The following is a 24,149-nucleotide window of genomic DNA, read 5'->3' as shown; positions in this document are numbered from 1 at the left end:
GAGCTCCGTCGAGTTGCAGCCCGCCGCCGGGGGTGGCGACGGACTGCGCGACCCTACGGGTCGCACAGCACTCAGCCCAATCCACGGCCCAATTCACCGCCCCATTCGGCCTGTCGCCCATCCCCCCGAAGCCGCTACGCGGCTTGGGCGACGAGGCCGGCGACCCAATGGGTCGCACAAACTTTGTTGATACTTTTGACCGCGCGCTGGCGGAAATCTTATTCAAACGCGCACCACGCGTTTGAATGATTTCCTTCTCCAGCAGTCGCGCGCGGGACACTCTAATCGTCGCCCGCTGGGATTTCATCTCATTTTGCTCACCGCAAAACGAGCGAAATCCCTCTTTACGCGTGCGGGCGACTATCGAGCTTTGTACCGGACGGAACTGCCCTGCGCGGGCGGCGTCCGGGTGACCCCGGCGGGACGGAGCGATACTGCGTATCGCTTACTGGTTCACTGCACCTTGTTCTCTGTCGCGCGCCCACGCCCCTCAACCGTGGCACAATTTCTGCTGAAGACCCCGTAGCAAGAAATAATCATTATCCGTCACAACCCCATGAAAACCAAATCCTTTTTTCCGGCCCTCCTGCTCGGAGTTCTGCTCGTGCTGCTCGCGCTACCCCATGCCCTGCCCGCCTTCGCCGGCCCAAACGACACCCGGAAAACCCGCCGAGCCGAACAGGCCGCAGCTGCCGCACGCTCCGTAGACTCCATCCTCCATAGTGAACGCTTCCTCTTCGTCCCCAACCGCGTCATTACCCAGATCACCGGAATCCCCTACGCCAACCTCAGCACCTACTACGAAGTCGCCGTCACCCCCGACAGCCTCGTGTGCAGCCTCCCCTACTACGGCTACGTCTACAACACCATCTACGACCCCGACCGGTCGCCCTTCTTCTTCACCGCCCCCGACCCCGCCATCCGCGTGGAGAGCCTCCCCGCCGGGAAACAGAAAGGATGGATCGTCATCGGCGCCCATGAACGCTCCAACCACCGGAGCTACATCCTCACCTTCGAAATCTTCGACACCGGCGAGACCTCGCTCACCATCCAGGGCTCCGGCACCCAGCACCTCCAGTTCCTCGGCACCCTGAAACCCCTGCCGGCCGGAGAACCCGCCGCCAACCGGCCCGAAATCCCGTAACGCGCACAACACGCGAAAAAGAGACGAAATAAAAAAATTACTTACCTTTGTTTCCTGCAAAGTGTTCGCAAACCGAACCGCCGCAAACGCGGGAAACCGCATCCCCCCTTTCCGAAACGAATGAACGAGAACACCGAAACCCTCATCCGCACCATCGTCCGCGCCATGCAGGACAAAAAAGCCGACCGGATCGTCAGCCTCGACCTCACCGCGCTGGACGGAGCCGTTTGCGACGCTTTCGTGATCTGTCAGGCCGAATCCACCACCCAGGTCGCCGCCATTGCCGCCGGAATCGAAGAGCTCACCATCCGGGAGACCGGCGAAAAGCCGTGGCGCGTGCAGGGGCTCGACAACGCCTTGTGGGTGGCCATGGATTACGGGAACGTCATGGTACACATCTTCCAGAGCGAGATGCGCGACTTCTACCGCCTCGAAGAGCTCTGGGCAGACGGAGAGCTGACCCGGCACGACGACCTGTATTAAAACTAACCGCAAAAAGCATATCCGTGTCCGCTTTGCGGCACACCCTTATAGTATATGGCAAACGAAAAACGGAATACCCTGCGCCCCAGATTCAATATCTATTGGATGTGGGGCATTATTATAGCCTTCATTCTCGGCTGGGCCTACTTCGGCGAGAGCGGACGGCAGAGCCGGATCAGCTGGGACGCCCTGCGCGACACCCTGATGCCCGGCGGAGACCTGCAGCGCGTGCAGGTCATCAACCACGAAGTGGCCGAAGTGTGGCTCCGGCCGGACGCGGTGGCGAGATACAAGGCGCAGGAACGCTACAAATACATTCCGACCAAAGGGCCCCAGTTCTACTTCAACATCGGCTCGCTCGAAAAGTTCGAAAACGACTACCAGGCGGCGCGGGACAGCATCAACCGCAAGATCGCCGACGGAACGACTGCGGGCCGGCACGGCGAGGTACCGGGGCTGACGTTCGAAAACGACAACTCCGGGTGGGGGACGTTGTTCTGGCAGGCCTTGCCGTTCATTGCCATCGTCGTCTTCTGGATCATCCTGATGCGGCGGATGTCGGGCGGCGCGGGAGGCGGAGGCGGCGCCGGCGGCGTGTTCAGCGTGGGGAAAGCCAAAGCCAGACTCTTCGACAAGGACAACGACCAGAAGGTCACCTTCAAGGATGTGGCGGGGCTCGAAGAGGTGAAGGTCGAGGTGATGGAGGTGGTGGACTTCCTGCGGAACCCGGGGAAATACAGCGAACTCGGCGGGAAGATTCCGAAGGGTGCTTTGCTCGTGGGGCCTCCGGGGACAGGTAAAACATTACTGGCCAAGGCGGTGGCCGGGGAGGCTAATGTGCCGTTCTTTTCTATTAGCGGTTCCGACTTTGTCGAAATGTTTGTAGGGGTGGGGGCATCGCGCGTGCGCGACCTCTTCAAGCAGGCGAAGGAGAAGGCACCGTGTATCGTCTTTATCGACGAAATCGACGCCATCGGGCGCGCGCGGTCGAAAAACAGCGGGTGGTCGTCGAATGACGAGCGGGAGAATACCCTCAACCAGCTGCTGACCGAGATGGACGGGTTCGGCACCAATGCGGGGGTCATCATTTTGGCGGCTACGAACCGGGCGGATATTCTGGACAAGGCTTTGCTGCGGGCCGGACGGTTCGACCGGCAGATCGAGGTCGGACTGCCGGACATCAAGGAGCGGGCCGAGATTTTCGCCGTCCACCTCAGGAAGCTGAAACTCGATCCGAATCTCGACACCGACTTCCTCGCCCGGCAGACGCCGGGCTTCTCGGGGGCCGATATCGCCAACGTCTGCAACGAGGCGGCGTTGATCGCGGCCCGGAAAAACAAGAAACAGGTCGAACGGCAGGACTTTATGGATGCCGTAGACCGGATCATCGGCGGTCTGGAGCGGAAGAACAAAATCCTCACCGACGTGGAGCAGCGGGCGATCGCCTACCACGAGGCGGGGCATGCGACGGTCAGCTGGATGCTCAAATGGGCCGATCCGCTGCTGAAAGTGACCATCATTCCGCGCGGCAGGGCTTTGGGGGCGGCTTGGTACCTGCCGGACGAACGGCAGATCACGACCCGCGAACAGATGACCCACGAGATCGCGTCGCTGCTCGGCGGGCGGGCTTCCGAGGAGCTTACGTTCGGGGAAATCTCGTCGGGGGCGCTGAACGACCTGGAGCGGGCGACAAAGCAGGCGTATGCCATGGTGGCCTACTACGGGATGAGTCAGGCGGTGGGACACCGGAGCTTCTACGACAGCACGGGGCAGAACGAGATGGCGTTCGGAAAACCGTACAGCGAGGCGACCGCCCGGCTGATCGACGACGAGGCCGATGCTTTGCTCAAAGAGTGCTACCGGCTGGCCAAAGAGGTACTGGAGGCCAATCGCGAGGGGCTCGCCAAGCTGGCGGAGTTGTTATTGGAGCGTGAAGTGATCTTTACGGAGGACTTGGAGCGGATCTTCGGCAAACGGCAGGAGGGGGCGCGGAATCCGCTGGACTCGGTGCGGCCGAAAACCGCCGAAACGGATGAGACGGAGGCTAAAACGGAGGAGGACGCATCGCATGAAAGCTAAGTCTTTGATAACACGCACTATAAGCGGCATCATCCTCGTGCTGGTGATGGTGGGGCTGACGCTGGCGTGGTACGACCCGGAGACGGAGCAGCCAGGAGGAACGTTCTACCTGCTGTGGAGTGCGCTGGGGGGGCTTACTTTGTGTGAATACTATCGCCTGCTGGCCAAAAACCGGAGCGCTCTCGGCGAGCGGCGGGGAAGATGGGCCGTGTGGGGCGGATTGTACATCGCGCAGGCTTTCGTCCTGATTCAACTGATGAACCCGATGCTGGTGGTCACGCTGATGACCATCGTATGGCTCGCGGACACGGGAGCTTATCTGGTGGGGAGCGCGGTGGGACGGCATAAGATGGCTCCGGCGCTTTCGCCCAAGAAGACGTGGGAAGGGTTTGCCGGCGGGATTCTGTTTGCGGTGGGGACGGCGCTGGTGTGGTATGCGCTTTACTGGAGCCCGGAGACGGGGGCGCTGTATGCCGACCAGCGGAGCCTGTTCGGCCTGGCGGGAGAAGAAAATCCGCTGTGGCTCAGAGTGGAGTGGTTCGGATTCGGCCTGATCGTCGCGCTGGCGGCGACGGGAGGCGACCTGATCGAGTCGAAATTCAAACGCGTGCTCGGAATCAAAGACTCGGGACATATCATCCCGGGACACGGCGGCCTGCTCGACCGGTTCGACGCCTTTCTGCCGGCCGTGCCGGTGGCGTGGGGCTACATCCTGCTGACCGGACTGGCCGGATAATCCGACTTTGGAACGATAACGATATAACTCACCACTGATGCGCAGATATTTACACCGGGAAGGACGACGGATCATAACGACCAGTATTCTCATCGCTCTCGTAGCGGCACTCGCTGCCGTGCGATTTCTTCCGCTTTGGCTGAGCGCGGCGATCGTCGTGTTCATGCTCCTGAAAGTACTCTTCGTCTGCCGTTTTTTCCGAATTCCGGTGCGCCGGGCGGCGCTGGACTGTACGGACGACGCCTGTGTGCTGGCACCGGCCGACGGCCACGTAGTCGCCATCGAAGAGGTATTCGAAGACGAAATACTCTCCGAACCGCGGATACAGGTCTCGATCTTCATGTCGATCTGGAACATCCATATCAACTGGTATCCTGTGGGCGGCATCGTTGAATATTTCCGGTACCATCCGGGACGTTTTCTGGTGGCCTGGCACCCGAAATCCTCGACCGATAACGAACGGACGACCACCGTGGTGCGGACTCCGCAAGGACACCGGGTTCTGTTCCGCCAGATCGCCGGCTTCGTGGCCCGGCGAATCGTGAGTTATCCTTGCGTCGGGGGGACGGCCGAACGGGGACGCGAGTGCGGCTTTATCAAATTCGGCTCCCGGGTCGACCTGTTTTTACCAGTGGGGAGCGAGATTTGCGTGAAACTGGACGAAAAGACCACCGGCATGCGCACCGTGATCGCGCGCCTGCCGGAAAAAGAGGGGCAGGACGTACGAACACAGACCGAGGTCTGCGGAGCCTGAGGCGCGCGGACAAAGAAAGGGGCAGACACGACCACAGCAAAACGTAGTTTTGCCAGTCCCGCCGGGGTCACCCGGACGCCGCCCGCGCAGGGCAGTTCTGTCCGACACAAAGCTCGACCGCGCGCCACGCCTTAGGAAGGAAATCGTCAAAATGCGCTTGCGCGTTTTGACAAGATTTCCCAAAGGCGCGCGGAAGGTAGAGACGGCCTATTTTGGTATACCCGAAAGCACCGGCGGAGCGACAGCGGAGCCGCAGTGAGGCGGACACGGGGCAGTGCTTGGGCTGCGACTGTTCTTCGGGCGCGAAAACCGCAAACGATTTTCGTGCTGCGCTGAGCGGAACTGTTACCCGGGCTTTGGGCCGAGAGCGAGTAGCTAAGGCCCCGTGGCAACGGTCGGCCCGCAGCTCCCGGATGCGGAGGGCCGAAATACTCCGCTAACGCTCCGTATTCGTTCTCCGCTGGCTGCGGCCGAAAACAAATTGGCCGTACTCTTGCGACCCTTCGGGTCGCCGGCCTTGTCGCCCAGGCGCGAAGCGCCTCGGGGGGTGGGCGACAGGCCGAACAGGCGGAGAATTGGGCGGTGCTTTTGCGGCTCGCAAAGTTCCAGCACCAAGGAGGTCGCCGTTACTCGAACAAAATCCGTCGGGGGATTTTCAAGGGGGATGTGAGTCCCCCTTGAATGTGCTCTTTGCCTACTTTCTACCACATAGTAGAAAGTAGGGGCCCCCGCGGCCAACGCGTTCGCGTTACGGCGCGGAGCCGTTATTATTTTCCGAGACCGACAGCCGCCCCACGCTTGTCGGATAAACGAGCTTTATCCGCGCGCCTTGGAAAATCATATTCAAAAGCGGGCAACGCTTTTGAATGATTTTCCTGTTAAGGCGTGGCGCGCGGTGCTGATTTTGTCGCGCGCCTTACGCGATTCATTCTATTTTGGCTTACCGCCAAAACAGTTGAATCACCTCCTAAGGCGTCGGCGCGCGGGCTTGTTAATGCGTTTTGAGTCGCCCGCGGCAATTCTCGTTGGTTGGCCGAGCGCCAACCAACAGAATATGCCCTTTTACGCGGGCGGGCGACTGTCGAGCTTAGAACCAGACGGAACTGCCCTGCGCGGGCGGCGGCCGGGTGACCCCGGCGGGACAGAGCGATGCTTGCGCATCGCTGAGGTAGTCTCTGCCCCCGTTTATTCCGAGAGGCAACGCAACGGAAAACCGTAAGCACAGCGATCCGAAGCGCCGAGATCTAAGTGTCGTGAACTGAAATTCAAGTTCAAGCCATAGATATCGTTGCCTGCAAGCGACCAACTGTATCCTGCATTACCGATACTGCCCGGCGCGCCACCCGCATAGCTGCGCCAGCCCGGGGCGGGAAACATACCGACCGCAACACGACAAAACGAACACCAACCCCATACCCACCCGCCAACCCCGGTAAAACACCGCACCGAAACAGACCCAACGACAGCGAAACCGAACGACGATGAACCCCATATACCGATGGATCGCAGCAGGCGCCGGCCTTTTGGTCGCCGGCTTTCTCGTCTGGTACTTCCAGACCATCGTCTTTTATATCCTCATCGCCGCCGTCCTCTCGCTGATGGGAAAACCTCTCGTCTTCGCCTTCGGACGCATCCGCATCCGCGGGTGGAACGTACCGCGATGGCTCGCCGCTATGGCGACACTCATCGTGATGCTCGTCGTCATCTACGTCCTCGCCCGGTGGCTCATCCCCGTCGTGCTCCAACAAATCAACCAGCTCGCCTCATTCGACATCGACCGGCTCACCACCGCACTCGGAGAACCCTTGAGGCGGATCGAAACCTACATCAACTCCTTCCTGCCGGACAACAACTTCTCGGCCCGCGCCTATCTCGACACCCGGCTCGCACCCCTGTTCGACAGCGTCAATCTCGGCCAGTCGATCGCCTCGGTCACCGTCTGGATCGTCGATCTCGCCATCGCCCTCTTCTCCATCAGCTTCATCACCTTCTTCTTCCTGAAAGACGACCGGCTCTTCTTCGAAAGCGTCGTCATCTTCTTCCCCTCGAAATACGAAGCCAACATCCGGCGCGCACTCGACTCGACGACCACCCTGCTCGTGCGCTATTTTATCGGCATCTGCATCGAAATGCTGATCAAATTGATCTGCATTACCGTACCTTTGTACCTGATCGGACTGGAATTCAACACCGCACTGGTCATCGGAGCGATTACCGCCGTGCTGAACGTCATTCCCTACATCGGGCCGCTGATCGGCGGGATTCTCGGCTGCGTCATCGCCCTGCTCAGCCTGCCGGCCGGAGCTTCGCCCGGCGCCATCCTCCTGCCGATGGTGATCATTCTGGTCGTTTTCCAGCTGATCGACAACATTATCCTGCAACCCTACATCTACTCCAGCTCCGTGAAAGCACACCCGCTGGAGATCTTTCTGGTCATCCTGATGGCCGGTTACATCGCGGGCGTGACAGGGATGCTGTTCGCCATTCCGGCCTACACCGTCATCCGTGTCTTCGCCAAAGAGTTTTTCAACCACTTCCGCGTCGTACGGAAACTGACGGAAAACATCTGATTTTCCGTTCCACATAAAGAACAGACATACAGACACATGACAGACATCAAACAGTTGGAGACCCTGGCCGCACAGGTTCGTCGGGACATCATCCGGATGGTCTCGGGAGCCGCCTCGGGCCATCCCGGCGGTTCGCTCGGAGCCGCCGACACCCTCGTCGCCCTCTACTTCGATACGATGCGGATTCCGCAGACTCCGGCAACCGAAGCCGAACAGACCGGAATCGGAGAAGACCTCTTTTTCCTCTCCAACGGACACATCTCGCCGGTTTGGTACAGCGTTCTGGCCCGGAAAGGGTACTTCCCGGTATCGGAACTGGCCGGTTTCCGGAAGCTCGGAACGCGGGTGCAGGGACACCCCACGCCGGCAAAGGGATTGCCGGGGGTGCGGGTCGCTTCGGGATCGCTCGGCCAGGGACTCTCGGTGGCGCTGGGGGCGGCGCTGGCCAAACGGCTCGCCGGAGATGCGGATCACCGGGTTTTCGTCATGATGGGCGACGGCGAGCTCGAAGAGGGACAGATCTGGGAAGCGGCGATGTTCGCCTCGGCACGGGGAATCGATAACGTGGTCGGCATCGTGGATATGAACGGCCAGCAGATCGACGGCACATGCGGCGCAGTGCTGGGAATGGGTTGCGGGACGCAGCTGCGGGCGAAATGGGAGGCGTTCGGCTGGACGGTGATCGACATGGACGGACACGACATGAAAAACATCGTCGAGACATTGCGTTACGCTCGCAACGAGGCGTGCGGACACGGGAAACCGGTTGTGATTCTGGCCCGGACAGTGATGGGATGCGGCGTGGATTTTATGGCCGGGACGAACGAATGGCACGGCAAGGCTCCGGACGCGGCACAGACGGAACAGGCATTGGCACAGTTGCTGGTGACAGAATTCGGAGATTATTGACAAGATCCCCCAGGCACGGACAGAGAACTGGATGAAAAATTAGGCTGACACAGCCATTCGCCCACCGCGGGCACGCGGGACCTGCCCGGCCGACGCGTTCGCGTCATGGCGGCCGGCCGTCATTACTCTTGTTAGAGCCTAACGCGCGCCGACGCCTTAGAAGGCAATTCAACTGTTTCGGCGATGAGCCGAAACAGAATGAATCGCCCAAGGCGCGCGATCAGAGAACGGGGCAGAGGCTGCCGCAGAAATGCGTCAGCATTTCCCGTCCACGGGACGTGGGGCCCGCCCGGCCCGAGGGCAGTTCTATCCGGTTGGGGTAGAGGCGGCCCTGTCGGAGTGCCCGCAGGCACCGCGCGCCACGCCTAAGGAGGCGATTCAACGCTTTCGGCGATAAGCCGAAAGAGAATGAATCGCCCGGCGCGCGGACAGAGAACAAGGCGAAGATTTGGACCGACACAGCCGCAGAAATGCGAAGTATTTCCCGTCCACGCACCCACAGGGTGTTTTGTTAGGGTTCTCTTCGCCTTACCAAGTGGGGCCGGCGCCGCCCGCGAAGGGCAGTTCCATCCGGCTCGAAGCTCGACAGTCGCCCACCCGCCTAAAAGGGCATATTCTGCCGATTGGCGGTGAGCCAATCGGCAAGAATTGCCGCGGGCGACTCAAAAAGTGCTAAAGCCCGCGCGCCTTGGAAAATCCGTCGCCCCCGCCAAAAGAGGGATTTCGCTCGTTTTGCAGTGAGCAAAATGAGATGAAATCCCAGCAGGCGACAGCAAACGCGGCGGAGCGACAGTGGAGCCGCAGTGAGGCAGACACGGGGCGGTGCTTTGGGCCGGAAGTGAGTAGCTAAGGCCCCGTGGCAACGGTCGGCCCGCAGCCCCCGGATGCGGAGGGCCGAAATACTCCGCTCACGCTCCGTATTCGTTCTCCGCTGGCTGCGGCCGAAAACAAATTGGCCGTACTCTTGCGACCCACAAGGGTCGCGCAGTCCGACGCCCCGGCAGGTGGAGGACTGCTACTGGCGTTACGAATGTACTTTGAGAATGAATAGCGCGATTCCGCAAGGAATCGCCGGGCTTACGCGCTGGGCCTTCGGCCCACCCCCGGAGCGCGCAGCCCGAACACGACAGACGGCTTGACCAAACTTTTGCGGTGCACAGAACCGCCGATCGACACGATACCCGGGGAACGCCGGCCAGAACTCCGATGAATCCGCGTGCCGACACCACAATTACGACACGGCCGACCTCCTTTCAGACCGCTGAAAAACAAGACATAAGGACACATTACACCATGAGACCCTATACCATTACAGGAAAAAAAGACACCCGATCCGGCTTCGGCGACGCCATGACCCTGCTCGGAGAGAGCGATCCGCGAGTCGTCGCCATGTGCGCCGACCTCACCGGATCGCTGAAACTCAACACCTTTGCCAAGGCACATCCCGACCGCTTTTTCCAGGCCGGAATCGCCGAAGCCAATATGATCAGCGTCGGAGCCGGCTTAGCCCTGGGCGGACGGATCCCGTTCGTGACCACCTTCGCCGCTTTCGCCACCGGCCGCGTCTACGACCAGATCCGGCAGAGCGTCGCCTACTCCGATACGAACGTCAAGATCGCCGCCTCGCATGCCGGCATCACCCTCGGCGAGGACGGCGCGACACATCAGATCATGGAAGACCTCGGACTGATGAAGATGCTGCCGAACATGGTCGTCATCAACCCGTGCGACTACAACCAGACCAAAGCGGCGACACTGGCGGCGGCGGCTCATCGCGGGCCGGTCTATCTGCGGTTCGGCCGGCCGTCGGAACCGATCTATACGCCGGAAGACGAGCCGTTCGAGATCGGCCGGGCCATCCGGTGGAGCGAAGGCAACGACGTGACGATTCTGGCCACCGGTCACCTGATGTGGCGGGCCATTCAGGCCACCGAGCAGCTCGAACGGGAAGGTATCGGAGTGGACTTGCTCAACATCCACACGATCAAACCGTTGGATGACGAAGCGATATTGGCTTCCGTCCGGAAAACCGGCTGTGTGGTGACCTGCGAAGAACATATGAGGAACGGCGGACTGGGAGACAGCGTGGCACAGCTGCTGGCCTTGAATCATCCTGTCCCACAGGAATATGTGGCGGTAAACGACCGTTTCGGCGAGAGCGGGACTCCAGCGGAACTGCTGGTCAAATACCACCTCGACACGCCGGATGTGGTGGCGGCAGCACGCCGGGCGATGGAGCGAAAACGGTAGTGGATGCGGTTGCCGGGGACACAGCCGATTTTCGAGTGTTGCTCTTTCCGTTTATTCCGAGAGGCAACGCAACTGAAGACCGTGGGCACGGTGGCTCGCAATGCTGCAGTTAATCGCTGTCATGTTGAAATACAAGTGCAAGGCATTGATGTCGTTGACGAAAGCCGACCAACTGTATCCGTCGTTGCCGCTGTATACTAAATTGCCTAATTGTCCATAGTTGCCCGCATCGCGGTAGCCCGGGGCGGGGACTTTTCCGTTTATTCCGAGAGGCAACGCAACTGAAGACCGTAGGCGCGATAGTGTGTAATGTTTTGAGGCTGGAGGGAGGTCATAAAGAAATAGAGCAAAGAACCATAAATACTGTCGGCTGTCGATGACCAGCTGTATCCTCGATTCCCGATGCTGACCATTTCTCCGTTGAAATTGTCGCGGCAGCCCGGGGCGGGAATTTCTTTGTGTCGCGCGCCTTGGGAAATCTTATTCAAAAGCGCACCACGCTTTTGAATGATTTTCCCCTTAAGGCGTGGCGCGCGGGGCATTTCAACAGTCGCCCGCTGGGATTTCATCTCGATTTTGCTCACCGCAAAACGAATGAAATTCCTCTTTAAGCGGGGTGGACGACCGTTGAGCTTCGACTGCGCTCGGGCCGCGCGGGCCCCACGTCCCGTGGACGGGAAATGCTCTCGCATTTCCACTTGCCAGTTCGGCCCAAAGCCCCGTTCTCTGTCCGCGCGCCTTGAAATGTGCTAACACATTTTGACGATTTCCCTCCTAAGGCGTGGCGCGCGGTGTCAATACATTTTCAGTCGCCCGCGGCAATTCTCGTCGGTTGGCGGAATGCCAACCGACAGAATATGCCCTCTTTGGCGGGCGGGCGACCGTTGAGCTTCGACTGCGCTCGGGCCGCGCGGGCCCCACGTCCCGTGGACGGGCGAAACTTGCGTTTCGCTGCGGCAGTCTCAGCCTAACTTCTCTGTCCGCGCGCCAGAGAAATCCCACGCAACGAAAAACCGGGGAACAAATAACAAAAACACGAGGGCGTCGTTCCGCAGAACGACGCCCTCGTGCATACAAAAGCCCGACGCTAAACCAGCGCGTGGCCCGTCATCTCCGCCGGCTGCGGAAGCCCCATGATCTTCAGCACCGTCGGTGCCAAATCGGCCAGCACTCCGTTGTGCACCTCTTTAATCGTATCCGAAACCACGATCAACGGTACCGGATTCAACGAATGCGCCGTATTCGGCGTCCCGTCCGCATTCACCGCGTTGTCCGCATTCCCGTGGTCGGCGCAGATCAGAACCGTGTAACCCGCCTTGCGAGCCGCCGTCACGACCTTTTCGGCACACTCATCCACCGCACGCACCGCCTTCTGAATCGCTTCGTAGACCCCCGTATGGCCGACCATATCGCCGTTGGCGAAGTTCAGACAGATGAAGTCCGGCGCCTCCGTCTCGATGTCTTTCACCAGCGCATCGGCCACTTCATAGGCGCTCATCTCCGGCTGCAGGTCATAGGTCGCCACCTTCGGCGAGTTGATCAGGATGCGTTTCTCGCCCTCGAACGGCTGTTCGCGGCCGCCGTTGAAGAAGAAGGTCACGTGAGCGAACTTCTCGGTCTCGGCGATCCGGAGCTGCGAAAGCCCCTGCTTCGAGATCCACTCGCCGAGGGTGTTTTCCACATTCTCCTTGTCGAACAAGATATGCAGCCCCTTGAACGACGAGTCGTAAGGGGTCATCGTGCAGTAATAGAGCGGAATGGTGTGCATCCCCTGTTCCGGCATGTCGCACTGGGTCAACACTTGGGTCAGCTCTTTGGCCCGGTCGTTGCGGTAGTTGAAGAAGATGACCATATCGCCCTCCTCGATCAAGCCGATCGGTACGCCCTGCGCATCGGTCATCGCGATCGGTTTGATAAATTCGTCCGTCACCCCTTCGGCATACGATGCCTCGACAGCCTTGATCGCGTCGGTAGCCTTCGTCCCGACCCCCTTAACAATCAAGTCGTAAGCCTCTTTAACCCGTTCCCACCGTTTGTCTCGGTCCATGGCGTAGTACCGCCCGATAACGCTGGCAATCTTCCCCGTCGACTTATCCATATGTGCCTCCAGCTCGCGCAAGTACCCCGCCCCGCTCTTCGGGTCGGTGTCGCGGCCGTCCATAAAAGCATGGACGTAGGTATTAGAAATCCCGTAGTGTTTCGCGATGTCGCACAGCGTAAACAGGTGTTCCAGCGAGCTATGCACACCCCCGGCCGAGACGAGTCCCATGAAATGGACGTTCTTCCCGTTGGATTTGGCATACTCGAACGCGGCGACGATCTCCGGATTCCGCATAATGGAGCCGTCTTTCGATGCGCGGTTGATCTTCACGAGGTCTTGGTAAATGATCCGCCCGGCACCGATATTCTGGTGCCCCACTTCCGAGTTCCCCATCTGTCCGTCGGGCAGGCCGACGTTTTCGCCGCAGGTGAGCAGCTCGGCATTGGGGCAGGTTTGCATCAGCGAGTCGATGAATTTCGGATGGGTCGAAAAAATGGCGTCCCGCGACGAGTGGTCGCCCTTCCCCCAGCCGTCGAGAATCATCAGTAAGACTTTGTTTTTCATTGCGTTATATGGTATTTATTTAGCCGCCTCCATGCGGATGCCGCACGCCCGACTCAATCGAACGACTGCATCCCGAGCCGCGAGATCTCCAGCAGCCGCTGCTGTTCCGCCATCCCGAGCTCCATGAAAAAGTAGTTGATCGGGTCGACCGGCGTCCCCCGGTAGTGCACCTCGTAGTGCAGGTGGGGCGCGAACGAGAGGCCCGAGTTCCCCGAAAAGGCGATGATATCGCCCCGGCTCACGCGCCGCCCCGGCTCGACGGTCACCTTGTCCAGGTGCGAGTAGACGGTCTGGTATCCGTTCCCGTGGTCGATCGTCAGGCTGAGGCCCGAGGTCTGTCCCCGGGTCTGCAAACTCTGTACCGTTCCGTCGGCGGTGGCGAAGACGGCCGAACCGGTCGGCACCGAATAATCCACGCCGTTATGCTGCGACATGGTTTTGAAAAACGGGTGCACCCGCTCGCCGAACGAAGCGGTGAGGAGTTTCAGCTGCCGGTTGTCCACCGGCTGGATGGCCGGGGTGGCGAGCGCCCGTCCGAGATCCTCCGCGACGCGTTTGTGCAGCCGCTCGGTCATGGCGTCGTAGTTCGACACCCGCTGGTACAGGAGTCCGAGGTGTTCGTCGAAGTAGTTGCCCAGCTCTTTGTTGGTCATCCCGTCGAGCCGTGTCCGGAAAGCGATGCCCCGCTGCCGGTCTTCCTCGGCCTGGGTGGCGGGGTCGGCCTCGAAGAGAATCTTGTAGACGCTCCTGTCGCGTTCCGAGACGTTTTCCAGAATCTCCTGCAGCATGGTGTACCGCTGCTCCAAAGCGCGGTACTCCCGTTCGATCCGTGCGGTGCTCTTTTTGAGTTCGTATTCGATCGGGGTATCGAAGAAGAGGGAGAAGACGATGAAATAGATCACCGCCACGGCCAGCCCGCTGAAAAAATGGAAAGTCCATTTCACCAGTCTCTTGCGCCGCCGGGGCGCGGGAATATGTGCCGGATTTTTACTCATCGAGTTCGTAGGTGGTGGCTTTGGCCGATTCGGTAATGGTGCGGAACTCTTCTTCGCTCATGTCGCGGCTGATGTAGTTGATCGGATTGACGGGACGGCCGCGGTAGATCACTTCGTAGTGCAGGTGAGGCCCGGTGGATCGTCCGGTGCTGCCGACCTCGCCGATCAGCTCGCCGCGTTTGACGAGCTGGCCCGGTTTGACGAGGCTTTTGCTGAGGTGGGCGTAGCGGGTGCGGTAGCCGAATCCGTGGTCGATGACGATCTGGATGCCGTATCCGGACTGGGGTTTCTGATCGGAGACGAGGCCCGTCCCGGTGGCATAGACCGGGGTTCCGGTGGCCGCCCCCATGTCGATCCCTTCGTGTCCGATCCACCGCTTCAGGATCGGGTGCATCCGCATCCCGAAGGCGCCGATGTCGCCGCGCAGTTTGGTCTTGTCGAGGGGCATGATGGCCGGCACGACCTCCGCCATCAGGTCTTTGTCCACGGCGAGTTTCTCGATCTCGTCGTAGGAGAGCGACTGGAGGTAGAGCTGCCGGGCCAGGGCGTCCATCTTTTCCCACACCTGGGTCATCAGCGGCGCGTAGCGGCCATACCCGACCGAGGCGTATTTCTCGTCGGGATACGGGACGTACACGCCCGGTATGTCGAGCGTATCGGCCGAGAAGATGGCGCGATAGACGGCATGATCCCGTTCCCGGAGCTCGGCCAACTGGGCCAGCGAAGCGTCCACGCGCTGTCCGAGGAACTGATACTCCCGCACGATCGCCTCGTTCTGTTCGCTCAGGCGGTGCATCTTGGGGGTGTAGAAGAAGTAGGAGAAGACGAAGTTGACGACCGAGGCCACGATGAAGACGAGCAGCACGGTGCGTACGAACCGGAAAAGCCAGAGCCTCACGGGCAGCACGAACCGCTCGCGGAAGAAGTGGTAGAGGGTATAGTATGACGAAGGTTCGTTGGGTTCCATGCTCATCGTAGAGGGGCGCGGTGAGGACGCGGTTAGCGCAACAAATTTACGATTTTTTTCGATGCGCCGTCCGTCCCTCCGTTTATTCCGAGAGGCAACGCAACGGAAAACCGTGGCCGCGACTGTGTGCGCTGCCGGAATTGAAACCCGCCACATGGAAATCCAAATACACGCCATAAGCGCCGCTCATAGCAGAAGACCAACAGAATCCGCTGTTGCCGACGTAGTACAGCGCGCCCGAGTAGTAGTGGAGGAAGCCCGGGGCGGGGTATTGATCTCTTCCGTTTATTCCGAGAGGCAACGCAACTGAAAACCGTAGGCATGATAGAGTGCGTTGGTGGGAATGAGGAGTTCCGTGCGAAAACCCATACACATGCCGTTCAAAGTTTCGTCAAAGAGGTTGGACGTGGATGACCAGCTGGCTCCGTTGTTCCCGACACGAATCAAATCTCCCAATCCACCCTGGTGTCCTGCGTCGCGGAAGCCCGGGGCGGGGTGTAGCGGCTTCGAAGCCTGCGGAAGCACACTATGCTCAGCTCGATTTCCCGTCCCATTCGGCCTGTCGCCCATCCCCCCGAAGCCGCTACGCGGCTTGGGCGACAGGGCCGGCGATTCTACGAATCGCGCTACTCGCTCTCAGCCTAAAAATCTGCCCCGCGTCAGCCCCTCCGCTCCTGCTACGCCGCTGTGCATGCTTTCCCCGCGCACCTTAAGAAGCGATTCATTCTATTTCGGCTTGCGCCAAAATAGAATGAATCGCTTCTTAAGGCTGGCGCGCGGTGCCTGCGGGCACTCCGACAGGGCCGCCTCTACCCTAACAAGATAGAACTGCCCTGCGCGGGCGGCGTCCGGGTGACCCCGGCGGGACGGGGCGATGCTTGCGCATCGCTAAGGTAGTCTCTGTCCCTGTTTATTCCGAGAGGCAACGCAACTGATAACCGTAGCCGCGGTAATCTGAACTACTAGGATTGAGCCAAACGGTGCCGATCCCCAGAAACATGCCATTGGTATCGCGAGTTGGGAACGACCAACTGTAACCGTAATCGCCGACGCCCCCTATAGCCCCCTCTGAACGACCGCGGAAGCCCGGGGCGGGGCCGCAAGAGACTTGAACAACCGGCCGCCGAAACCCGATCCCCTTCCCCGAACGCCCGCCCGACAAGAAACCGTCCGCCCGTATGAAAATCCCGAAAAATACAGTATATTTGCCGAACGGACACCGCCGCGCACGAACGGGCATGCGGCGGAATCGGCCTGATTTACAAACAATTCATTCATAAATCAACACACACATGTCTAACGTAAAACGCGTCTATTCGTTCGGTAACAAAAAAGCCGAAGGGAACGGCAAGATGAAAGAACTGCTCGGCGGCAAGGGGGCCAACCTCGCCGAGATGAACCTGATCGGTATTCCGGTGCCGGCCGGGTTCACCATTACCACCGAAGTTTGTACCGAATTCTATACGCACGGGAAAGACGGGGTGATCGCCATGATCAAACCCGACGTCGAAAAGGCCATGAAAGAGGTCGAAAAACAGATGGGCATGGAGTTCGGATCGGCCACCAACCCGCTGCTGCTCTCGGTGCGGTCGGGCGCACGCGTCTCGATGCCGGGGATGATGGACACCATCCTCAACCTCGGGATGAACGACCAGGCGGTCGAAGCGGTAGCTAAGCGCAGCGGCAACCCGCGGTTCGCGTGGGACTCCTATCGCCGGTTCGTACAGATGTACGGCGACGTGGTGCTCGGGATGAAACCGCAGTCGAAAGAAGACCACGACCCGTTCGAAGTCATCATCGATGAGATCAAGGCCAAACGCGGTGTGAAGAACGACACCGAACTCAACACCGAAGACCTCAAGGAGATGGTGACCCGGTTCAAGGCAGCCGTCAAGGCACAGACCGGCAAAGACTTCCCGACCGATCCGTGGGAACAGCTCTGGGGCGCCATCTGCGCCGTGTTCGAAAGCTGGATGAACGAACGCGCGATTCTCTATCGTCAGATGCACAAATACCCGTCGGAATGGGGGACGGCAGTCAACGTACAGGCCATGGTCTTCGGGAACATGGGCGACAACTCGGCGACGGGGGTGGCCTTTACCCGCGACGCGGCGACCGGCGAAAACATCTTCAACGGCGAATACCTGGTGAATGCACAGGGGGAAGATGTCGTTGCGGGGATTCGCACACCGCAGCAGATCACCGTCGAAGGTTCCAGAAGATGGGCCAAACTGCAGGGGATCAGCGAAGAGGAACGGAAAGCGAAATTCCCGTCCCTCGAAGAGGTGATGCCGGCGGTTTATAAGGAGCTGAACGACATCCAGAACCACCTCGAAACCTACTTCACCGACATGCAGGACATCGAGTTTACCATTCAGGACGGTAAGCTGTGGATGCTCCAGACCCGCTCGGGGAAACGTACCGGCGAAGCGATGGTGCGGATGGCCATGGAGATGCTCGCAGAGGGGTTGATCGATGAGAAGACCGCTGTGTTGCGCGTGGAACCGGCCAAGCTCGACGAGCTGCTGCACCCGGTATTCGACAAAGATGCAGTGAAAAAGGCCAAGGTTTTGACCAAGGGGCTGCCGGCATCGCCGGGGGCTGCGACCGGCCAGATCGTCTTCTTCGCCGACGACGCCGAAGCGTGGAAAGACAAAGGGAAAGAGACCATCCTTGTCCGTATCGAAACCTCGCCGGAAGACCTGAAAGGGATGAACGCCGCTAACGGGATTCTCACTGCACGCGGGGGGATGACGTCGCATGCGGCTGTGGTTGCGCGCGGGATGGGGAAATGCTGCGTTTCCGGTGCGGGGGCTATCCAGGTGGACTACAAAGCCCGGACGATGACCATCGGCGGGACGGTCTTGAAAGAAGGAGACTGGATCTCGCTGAACGGTTCCACCGGTGAAGTTTACGAAGGCAAGGTGGCTACGCAGGCGGCAGACCTGTCGGGCGACTTCGGCAAGCTGATGGACCTGGCCAACAAATATGCACACCTCAAAGTGCGGGCCAATGCCGACTCGCCGCGCGATGCGAAACAAGCCTTCGCGTTCGGTGCGCAGGGGATCGGTCTCTGCCGTACGGAACACATGTTCTTCGAAGGGGATCGGATCAAAGCCGTGCGTGAAATGATCCTCGCCGACGACGAAGCAGGACGGCGGAAAGCGCTCGCCAAACTGCTGCCGATGCAGCGCGCCGACTTCGAAGGGCTGTTCGAAGTGATGGAAGGCAACCCGGTGACCGTCCGGCTGCTCGACCCGCCGTTGCACGAATTCGTACCCCACTTCGAAAAGGAACAGCGCGAAATGGCTGCCGAAATGGGCGTAAGCTACGAAAAGATCAAGGAAAAGGTCGAATCGCTGGCTGAGTTCAACCCGATGCTGGGTCACCGCGGCTGCCGGCTGGGGAACACCTATCCGGAAATCACCGAAATGCAGACCCGCGCCATTATCGAGGCTGCCATGAACGTGAAGAAGAAAGGGATTCCGGTACACGTCGAAATCATGGTGCCGCTCGTGGGGAACCACAAAGAGCTCAAGTACCAGAAGAAGATCATCGACGCCACCGCGAACGAAGTCTTCGCCGAACGCAACGACAAGATCGACTACATGATCGGTACGATGATCGAAGTTCCGCGCGCGGCGGTGACGGCCAATGAAATCGCCGAAGTGGCTCAATTCTTCTCGTTCGGTACCAACGACCTGACCCAGATGACCCTCGGCTTCTCGCGCGACGACATCGGCAAATTCCTGCCGGAATACCTCCGCAAGGGGATCCTGAAACAAGACCCGTTCCAGATTCTGGACGTCAAGGGCGTCGGTCAGCTCATCCGCGAAGCGGTGTTCAAGGGCCGCGGGGTGCGCGAAGGCTTGAAGTGCGGTATCTGCGGCGAACACGGCGGGGAACCGAGCTCGGTAGAGTTCTGCCACTATGCGGGGCTGAACTACGTATCGTGCTCGCCGTTCCGGGTGCCGATCGCACGGCTCGCAGCGGCTCACGCGGCACTGAAAGAGGGGAAATAATCCTTGCCTGCTACGATCCCGCGGCCCTTTTGCCGCGGGGTCTTCACAAACAGACGGGTCGATGCACATTACTGTGCATCGACCCGTTTTTTATACCCTCGACCGAACATAAATCCCCAAAAGCAACCTATCTTCGAAGAAAATTTCCACGGTCATGGCACGACTCACCGCACTGTTCACATTCGTTTTACTCATCGCACAAGAGGTATCCGAAGCACAGCAAAACGGAGGCCGTTTCCTAAAACGAATCGAAAACAACTACGCCAACTCCGTGCGCGTCATCGAGCCGGACGGGTCGGTGCACGGCATGTACAACTTCGACTCCAAAAGCGAGACGGAGAGACGTTTTTTCGGAGACTTCAACGCGCCGGTCGAATTTTTCATCGCCCCGTCGTTCGAAGGGAGTTCGGGCCTCCGCCTCTATCGGGACTCGACCGGCGGATGGATCCTGGAAGCCAAACAAGTGGCGAATTACAGAGAGGTGGAGAAGAAATTAGCGGATGAGTTCCCGCTCATGAATTTCTCAGCTGAACAAATCGGCGACAGCATTTTGATAGACAGCTCTTTGCGGCACAATCGGGCCATGATCCGGCGCATCCGGGCCGAAGCCCCCGACCGATATCGCATCGAGGCGAAAAAAGTGCCCGTCGGCGAGGCGCTGGCAAAACAGATCTATGAATACACGACCCACATGATCGACCGGTATATGGGCAGCGAATATCCGGATATGGTTTTCGACGGCGAACAGATCACCTTCCGATGCGTCGTGGGATACGACCTCTGGACGCTGACGCTCCACTCGCCCCGAAGCCACGAGGCGGAAAAAGCGACACGCCTATACCGGCAACTGATTACCGACATACTGACCGGACAGGCAATCGACGAGGAGCGATGCATCCGACTGCTGACCTCCTGCGATTCCCGGCGCGTTGTGCGGGAATAACAGCCCGCCGCGACTAAAAGTTCCTCTGTTCAGAACTCCCGGCGACACTCCCGGCAGTAGTAGTTCGCCCGCACCTTTCCCGGAGGCGACATGGTCAACACGGCCAATGCCGTCCACAAGATTTTCCGCCACCGTTTCGGCCCTTTCAGCCCCAGCGAGACCTGCTCCGAACCGCAGAAAGGACACACTTTCGGCTCCGCAGCAGCCCCCGCCTCAGGCGTCAGCACGGCCATCGCTGCGGCATAATCCTCGTCGGACACCCCGACACGCACCGCACGATCCGACTCCGAACCCCAAGGCATCACGCCATTGACGTACTCGTTCAACAAACAAGCCTCGATCCCCGCATTCGCCAGCTGCCCCTGCACCAGCGAAGCCTCGAAGCTATCGGCATAAAAACCCACGATTTTCATATCCGGAACAATTGAGTTATCTTTCCCCTAAAGATACGATTTTTCAGGCAACCCGACAAGATATATCCTCCGATTTATTCGGCCTTACTCCCGTCGCACCCCTTGTTCACGTCCCATCCGTTCTGCTCAGCCGCCCGAATCACCTGCTCCGACAGCGGCACGCTGATCCACAGGTCACCCCTTTCGTTTGGTTTCCTGTCCCCCCGGAAAGGCAGCTCTTCGATGATCCGCTCCGCCACCGCTGCCGACAACGGATTCTCACGGCAGAATACCGCATAGAGTTCTCTCCCTTGCGTCGGGAGACACAAATCGGTCAACCGGTTATTCTCGCACGCCAGATACGAGAGCCCTTGATTCTGCCGCATATCCAGCCGTTCGAGCCGGTTACTTTCACAGGAAAGATCCTTCAATTTCGGATTATGCGAAAAATCCAACCCCTCTATTTTATTGTCCTCGCAGTCCAGATAATCCATCCGGCGATTCCGGCTGGTATCCAGCGCCGACAACGCATTCTCGGAACAAGTCAGTGCCTGCAACTTCCGATTTTTTCCTATGTGCAGCTCCGTCAGGCGGTTCTTTTCACAAAAGAACTCTTTCAACCTCCGATTTCGTTCTATGTGCAACTCCGTCAGCGCATTATCGCCACAATCGAGCTCTTCCAGCCGCCGATTGTTCGCCAGATGCAATGCAGTCAACGCATTAATCCCACAATCCAGCTCCTTCAATTTCCGATTCCGACCGAGCTCCAGCGAAGCCAGTTGATTCTTGTCACAGATCAAGTAAGCGAGTCGAATGCAACTTTTCACCTCCAAATACTTCAGCCGGTTTTCAGAACAACGCAACACTTCCAGCGACCTGCAATCCCCTGCCTCCAACGAAACCAACCGATTGTAATCACAATGCAACCTCACCAAACGCGTACATCCCGCCAACTTCAAAATCGTATATCGCCCCGTCATAGACGACCCGCCCGAACAGTCAAAAAACCGAACACTTCCATCCGATCCGCTCACACGAATCGCATACCGTCCCGGACGGTCATAACGATGACTGAATAGGCCCTGACTTTGGGTCGAATACCAGAACCACCTCTGTTTATCGGTCGACAAAGGCCCCTGTTCCACAGCACCGTCGCCCCAATCGACCGTGCAATGTCCCGAACCGCCTATCTCGAACCGAGCGTCGTCGGCCGGCCCGACACACTCGACCTCCATTTCGATAATCCATCTTCTCTTATGAATTCCAATTGCCATCGTTCCAATAGATTAGTCCGATCGATCCGCCTCTTTCGACCCGGGAAAACCACAAAAAAAGGGGCGAACGATCGCCCCGTATAACAGATATGAAAAGGGTGTGACGCCGACAGGACTCAAACCTGTAACCTTCTGATCCGTAGTCAGATGCTCTATTCAATTAAGCTACGGCGCCGAGGTGTTCCGTCCGCGCCGAAACGGCGTGCGAACAACACAGCAAAGATAACCCTTTGCGGCGGTTTTCCAAAATTTTATTTCACCGGGGCACGCCGGCCAGAGGTTGCGGTTGCTTTCCGGCGCGCGGGGTATTATCTTTGTCCGACGAAAATCTCACCCCCGTATGACCTCACTCACTGACATTTATCACCACGCGCTGGACGGAGCGTCGCTCACGTTCGCCGAAGCGATGACGCTCTGGAACGACGCGCCGCTGGCCGAACTGATGGCGGCGGCCGATGCGAGGCACCGGCAGCTCCACCCGGACAGGAGGGTGACGTGGCAGATCGACCGCAACGTCAACATCACGAATGTCTGCGTCAGCGGGTGCAAATTCTGCAGCTTCCACTGCCGGCCGGCCGATCGGGAACGGGCCTATGTGACGTCGATGGAGGAATACCGCCGGAAGATACGGGAGATGCTGGCGCTCGGCGGCGAACAGCTGCTGTTGCAGGGCGGTCTGCATCCGAAGCTCGATCTGGCGTGGTACGAGGAGCTGTTCTCGGTGCTCAAGAGCGAGTTTCCGAATGTCAAACTGCATGCGCTGGGGCCGCCCGAGATTGCGCACATCGCGCGCATCTCGGGCTTCGGCAGCGATGCCGAGGGATACCGGACGGTGCTGGAGAGGCTCGTGGCGGCGGGGCTGGACTCGCTGCCGGGGGCAGGGGCGGAAATCTTAGACAACGAGATCCGCCGCCGGATCTCGCCGGGCAAGTGCTCGGCGGACACGTGGCTGGAGGTGATGCGGGTGGCGCACCGGATGGGGCTCTGCACGTCGGCGACGATGATGTACGGTCATGTCGAGCGGCCGGAGCATCGGATTCTCCATCTGCTAAAAATCAGGGATTTGCAATCGCTCAAACCGGCGTCGGCGCCGGGTTTCCTGTCGTTCATCGCGTGGCCGTATCAGGGCCGGGGAACGGTGCTGGAGGCGGAGACGGGGCTGTCGGGCGGGGCGGAGACGGCGGAGTTTCTGCGCATGATCGCGGTCAGCCGGCTGGTGCTGCACAACATCCCGAACATTCAGGCGTCGTGGCTGACGACGGGTCTGGCGGCGGGCCAGATGGCACTGCACGGCGGGGCGAACGACATGGGATCGATCATGATCGAGGAGAATGTGGTGAGCGCGACGGATTTCGAGGGTCGGACGACGATCGACGCTGCGCGGATGCAGGAGGCGATCCGCGCAGCGGGCTTCACGCCAGCTCTGCGCAACCAGCGGTACGAATTGTTATGATTCGGGGATCGATTATCCGACGGGAGACCGGTTCTGAGTGCCGCTCTGCCCCGTTTATTCCGAGAGGCAACGCAACGGAAAACCATAGACGCGGTTGCCCGCACCGCCGGGACTGAGGCTCTGCGCGTCGAAGTGCAAGAACACACCGTTAGCCCCGCTGACTGCGGACGACCAATTGTATCCGCCATTGCCGATGTACACCGATCTGCCCGAGGTGTGGTTGCGGTGGCCCGGGGCGGGGTGTTCCGTTTATTCCGAGAGGCAACGCAACTGATAACCGTAGGCACGACCATCCGCGTGGCAGGGACCGAAGTACTGCGTATAGAAGAGCAAGAACACGCCGTTAGTCCCGCTGACAGCGGACGACCAGCTATAGCCGTTGTTGCCGACGCCGCCCAGTGCGCTCGTGTGGCCGTCGCGGTAGCCCGGGGCGGGGCTTTCCGTTTATTCCGAGAGGCAACGCAACTGAAAACCGTGAACACGATGGTATGCGTCACAGGGAGTGATATGTTGCGTGCTGAAGCCCAAGAACACGCCGTAAGTCCCGCTGACAGCGGACGACCAACTGTCCCC

The 24,149-nt window shown here is 59.5% G+C and carries 21 protein-coding genes and 1 tRNA gene; 11 read left to right on the top strand and 11 right to left on the bottom strand.

All coding sequences use genetic code 11. The annotated features are described in order from the left end of the window. Positions 1 to 556: 556 nt before the first annotated feature. From QZ292_RS04680 to QZ292_RS04645, 8 genes are all read left to right on the top strand, one after another. On the top strand, positions 557 to 1,144 hold the full coding sequence (locus tag QZ292_RS04680) for a DUF4251 domain-containing protein (RefSeq protein ID WP_294598522.1): 588 nt from the start codon (positions 557 to 559) through the stop codon (positions 1,142 to 1,144). A gap of 120 nt (positions 1,145 to 1,264) precedes the next feature. After that, entirely contained in the window at positions 1,265 to 1,627 is a 363-nt protein-coding gene (gene rsfS / locus QZ292_RS04675) for a ribosome silencing factor (protein WP_294598520.1), read from the top strand. A gap of 54 nt (positions 1,628 to 1,681) precedes the next feature. Continuing rightward, positions 1,682 to 3,706: an ATP-dependent zinc metalloprotease FtsH gene (gene ftsH / locus QZ292_RS04670; RefSeq protein ID WP_294598518.1), complete on the top strand. Its 2,025-nt coding sequence runs from the start codon at positions 1,682 to 1,684 to the stop codon at positions 3,704 to 3,706. 4 nt (positions 3,707 to 3,710) lie between these two features. Further along, positions 3,711 to 4,442 (top strand): phosphatidate cytidylyltransferase, encoded by a 732-nt coding sequence (locus QZ292_RS04665; RefSeq protein WP_294598516.1) that lies wholly within the window; start codon positions 3,711 to 3,713, stop codon positions 4,440 to 4,442. A 37-nt stretch (positions 4,443 to 4,479) separates the two neighbouring features. Continuing rightward, on the top strand, positions 4,480 to 5,196 hold the full coding sequence (locus QZ292_RS04660) for a phosphatidylserine decarboxylase family protein (RefSeq protein ID WP_294598512.1): 717 nt from the start codon (positions 4,480 to 4,482) through the stop codon (positions 5,194 to 5,196). A 1,481-nt stretch (positions 5,197 to 6,677) separates the two neighbouring features. After that, positions 6,678 to 7,766 carry an AI-2E family transporter gene (locus QZ292_RS04655; RefSeq protein WP_294598509.1) on the top strand — a complete coding sequence of 363 codons (1,089 nt, stop codon included), beginning with the start codon at positions 6,678 to 6,680 and terminating at the stop codon, positions 7,764 to 7,766. A 36-nt stretch (positions 7,767 to 7,802) separates the two neighbouring features. Further along, the gene (locus tag QZ292_RS04650) at positions 7,803 to 8,675 is read left to right on the top strand and encodes a transketolase (protein WP_294598506.1); all 873 of its coding nucleotides are present in this window, start codon (positions 7,803 to 7,805) and stop codon (positions 8,673 to 8,675) included. 1,293 nt (positions 8,676 to 9,968) lie between these two features. After that, a complete protein-coding gene (locus QZ292_RS04645; RefSeq protein WP_294598503.1) occupies positions 9,969 to 10,925 on the top strand; it encodes a transketolase C-terminal domain-containing protein in 957 nt (318 codons plus the stop codon). A 51-nt stretch (positions 10,926 to 10,976) separates the two neighbouring features. On the opposite strand, the gene QZ292_RS04640 is transcribed toward QZ292_RS04645, so the two are convergent. The 7 genes from QZ292_RS04640 to QZ292_RS04610 form a co-directional block, all read right to left on the bottom strand. Then, positions 10,977 to 11,201: a hypothetical protein gene (locus tag QZ292_RS04640; RefSeq protein ID WP_294598502.1), complete on the bottom strand. Its 225-nt coding sequence runs from the start codon at positions 11,199 to 11,201 to the stop codon at positions 10,977 to 10,979. Beyond that, complete coding sequence (locus QZ292_RS04635) at positions 11,186 to 11,413, bottom strand: hypothetical protein (RefSeq protein WP_294598500.1); 228 nt, start codon at positions 11,411 to 11,413, stop codon at positions 11,186 to 11,188. Before QZ292_RS04635 ends, QZ292_RS04640 begins: the two co-directional genes overlap by 16 nt. Before the next feature lie 599 nt (positions 11,414 to 12,012). Continuing rightward, positions 12,013 to 13,530, bottom strand: coding sequence for a 2,3-bisphosphoglycerate-independent phosphoglycerate mutase (gene gpmI / locus QZ292_RS04630; protein WP_294598496.1), 1,518 nt, complete (start codon positions 13,528 to 13,530; stop codon positions 12,013 to 12,015). 53 nt (positions 13,531 to 13,583) lie between these two features. Then, the gene (locus QZ292_RS04625; RefSeq protein WP_294598494.1) at positions 13,584 to 14,474 is read right to left on the bottom strand and encodes a M23 family metallopeptidase; all 891 of its coding nucleotides are present in this window, start codon (positions 14,472 to 14,474) and stop codon (positions 13,584 to 13,586) included. A gap of 43 nt (positions 14,475 to 14,517) precedes the next feature. Then, on the bottom strand, positions 14,518 to 15,492 hold the full coding sequence (locus QZ292_RS04620; protein WP_294598491.1) for a peptidoglycan DD-metalloendopeptidase family protein: 975 nt from the start codon (positions 15,490 to 15,492) through the stop codon (positions 14,518 to 14,520). Between the two features lie 82 nt (positions 15,493 to 15,574). After that, positions 15,575 to 15,793, bottom strand: a complete 219-nt coding sequence (locus QZ292_RS04615) for a hypothetical protein (protein WP_294598487.1) — start codon at positions 15,791 to 15,793, stop codon at positions 15,575 to 15,577. After that, positions 15,778 to 16,017 carry a hypothetical protein gene (locus QZ292_RS04610; RefSeq protein WP_294598484.1) on the bottom strand — a complete coding sequence of 80 codons (240 nt, stop codon included), beginning with the start codon at positions 16,015 to 16,017 and terminating at the stop codon, positions 15,778 to 15,780. The genes QZ292_RS04615 and QZ292_RS04610 overlap by 16 nt, the downstream gene beginning before the upstream one ends. Before the next feature lie 767 nt (positions 16,018 to 16,784). Between QZ292_RS04610 and ppdK the strand changes: the two genes are divergently transcribed. After that, the gene (gene ppdK / locus QZ292_RS04605) at positions 16,785 to 19,514 is read left to right on the top strand and encodes a pyruvate, phosphate dikinase (protein WP_294598482.1); all 2,730 of its coding nucleotides are present in this window, start codon (positions 16,785 to 16,787) and stop codon (positions 19,512 to 19,514) included. A 154-nt stretch (positions 19,515 to 19,668) separates the two neighbouring features. After that, positions 19,669 to 20,457 carry a hypothetical protein gene (locus QZ292_RS04600; protein ID WP_294598480.1) on the top strand — a complete coding sequence of 263 codons (789 nt, stop codon included), beginning with the start codon at positions 19,669 to 19,671 and terminating at the stop codon, positions 20,455 to 20,457. A gap of 29 nt (positions 20,458 to 20,486) precedes the next feature. Here QZ292_RS04600 and QZ292_RS04595 read toward each other — a convergent pair whose 3' ends face one another. From QZ292_RS04595 to QZ292_RS04585, 3 genes are all read right to left on the bottom strand, one after another. Further along, positions 20,487 to 20,870 carry a DUF2007 domain-containing protein gene (locus tag QZ292_RS04595; protein ID WP_294598477.1) on the bottom strand — a complete coding sequence of 128 codons (384 nt, stop codon included), beginning with the start codon at positions 20,868 to 20,870 and terminating at the stop codon, positions 20,487 to 20,489. 74 nt (positions 20,871 to 20,944) lie between these two features. Continuing rightward, entirely contained in the window at positions 20,945 to 22,123 is a 1,179-nt protein-coding gene (locus tag QZ292_RS04590) for a hypothetical protein (protein WP_294598472.1), read from the bottom strand. A gap of 101 nt (positions 22,124 to 22,224) precedes the next feature. Next, positions 22,225 to 22,298: transfer RNA gene (locus QZ292_RS04585), tRNA-Arg, on the bottom strand. Positions 22,299 to 22,463: 165 nt separating this feature from the next. Here QZ292_RS04585 and QZ292_RS04580 point away from each other — a divergent pair. Then, a complete protein-coding gene (locus QZ292_RS04580; protein ID WP_294598470.1) occupies positions 22,464 to 23,576 on the top strand; it encodes a CofH family radical SAM protein in 1,113 nt (370 codons plus the stop codon). A gap of 54 nt (positions 23,577 to 23,630) precedes the next feature. Here the strand turns inward: QZ292_RS04580 and QZ292_RS04575 are convergent, their stop codons facing one another. Beyond that, positions 23,631 to 23,777, bottom strand: a complete 147-nt coding sequence (locus tag QZ292_RS04575; protein ID WP_294598468.1) for a hypothetical protein — start codon at positions 23,775 to 23,777, stop codon at positions 23,631 to 23,633. Positions 23,778 to 24,149 lie beyond the last annotated feature (372 nt).

Source organism: uncultured Rikenella sp., assembly GCF_910577125.1.
Lineage (GTDB): Bacteria > Bacteroidota > Bacteroidia > Bacteroidales > Rikenellaceae > Rikenella.
Note: the sequence above shows the minus strand (reverse complement) of the source record. Positions and strands in the feature narration are given on the sequence as shown.

What these genes read in the sequence shown, in the direction of transcription:
- QZ292_RS04680 (WP_294598522.1), top strand. Translation starts at nt 557, where the DNA reads ATGAAAACCAAATCCTTTTTTCCGGCCCTCCTGCTCGGAGTTCTGCTC.
- rsfS (WP_294598520.1), top strand. Translation starts at nt 1,265, where the DNA reads ATGAACGAGAACACCGAAACCCTCATCCGCACCATCGTCCGCGCCATG.
- ftsH (WP_294598518.1), top strand. Translation starts at nt 1,682, where the DNA reads ATGGCAAACGAAAAACGGAATACCCTGCGCCCCAGATTCAATATCTAT.
- QZ292_RS04660 (WP_294598512.1), top strand. Translation starts at nt 4,480, where the DNA reads ATGCGCAGATATTTACACCGGGAAGGACGACGGATCATAACGACCAGT.
- QZ292_RS04655 (WP_294598509.1), top strand. Translation starts at nt 6,678, where the DNA reads ATGAACCCCATATACCGATGGATCGCAGCAGGCGCCGGCCTTTTGGTC.
- QZ292_RS04650 (WP_294598506.1), top strand. Translation starts at nt 7,803, where the DNA reads ATGACAGACATCAAACAGTTGGAGACCCTGGCCGCACAGGTTCGTCGG.
- QZ292_RS04645 (WP_294598503.1), top strand. Translation starts at nt 9,969, where the DNA reads ATGAGACCCTATACCATTACAGGAAAAAAAGACACCCGATCCGGCTTC.
- gpmI (WP_294598496.1), bottom strand. Translation starts at nt 13,530, where the DNA reads ATGAAAAACAAAGTCTTACTGATGATTCTCGACGGCTGGGGGAAGGGC.
- QZ292_RS04620 (WP_294598491.1), bottom strand. Translation starts at nt 15,492, where the DNA reads ATGGAACCCAACGAACCTTCGTCATACTATACCCTCTACCACTTCTTC.
- ppdK (WP_294598482.1), top strand. Translation starts at nt 16,785, where the DNA reads ATGTCTAACGTAAAACGCGTCTATTCGTTCGGTAACAAAAAAGCCGAA.
- QZ292_RS04600 (WP_294598480.1), top strand. Translation starts at nt 19,669, where the DNA reads ATGGCACGACTCACCGCACTGTTCACATTCGTTTTACTCATCGCACAA.
- QZ292_RS04595 (WP_294598477.1), bottom strand. Translation starts at nt 20,870, where the DNA reads ATGAAAATCGTGGGTTTTTATGCCGATAGCTTCGAGGCTTCGCTGGTG.
- QZ292_RS04590 (WP_294598472.1), bottom strand. Translation starts at nt 22,123, where the DNA reads ATGGCAATTGGAATTCATAAGAGAAGATGGATTATCGAAATGGAGGTC.
- QZ292_RS04580 (WP_294598470.1), top strand. Translation starts at nt 22,464, where the DNA reads ATGACCTCACTCACTGACATTTATCACCACGCGCTGGACGGAGCGTCG.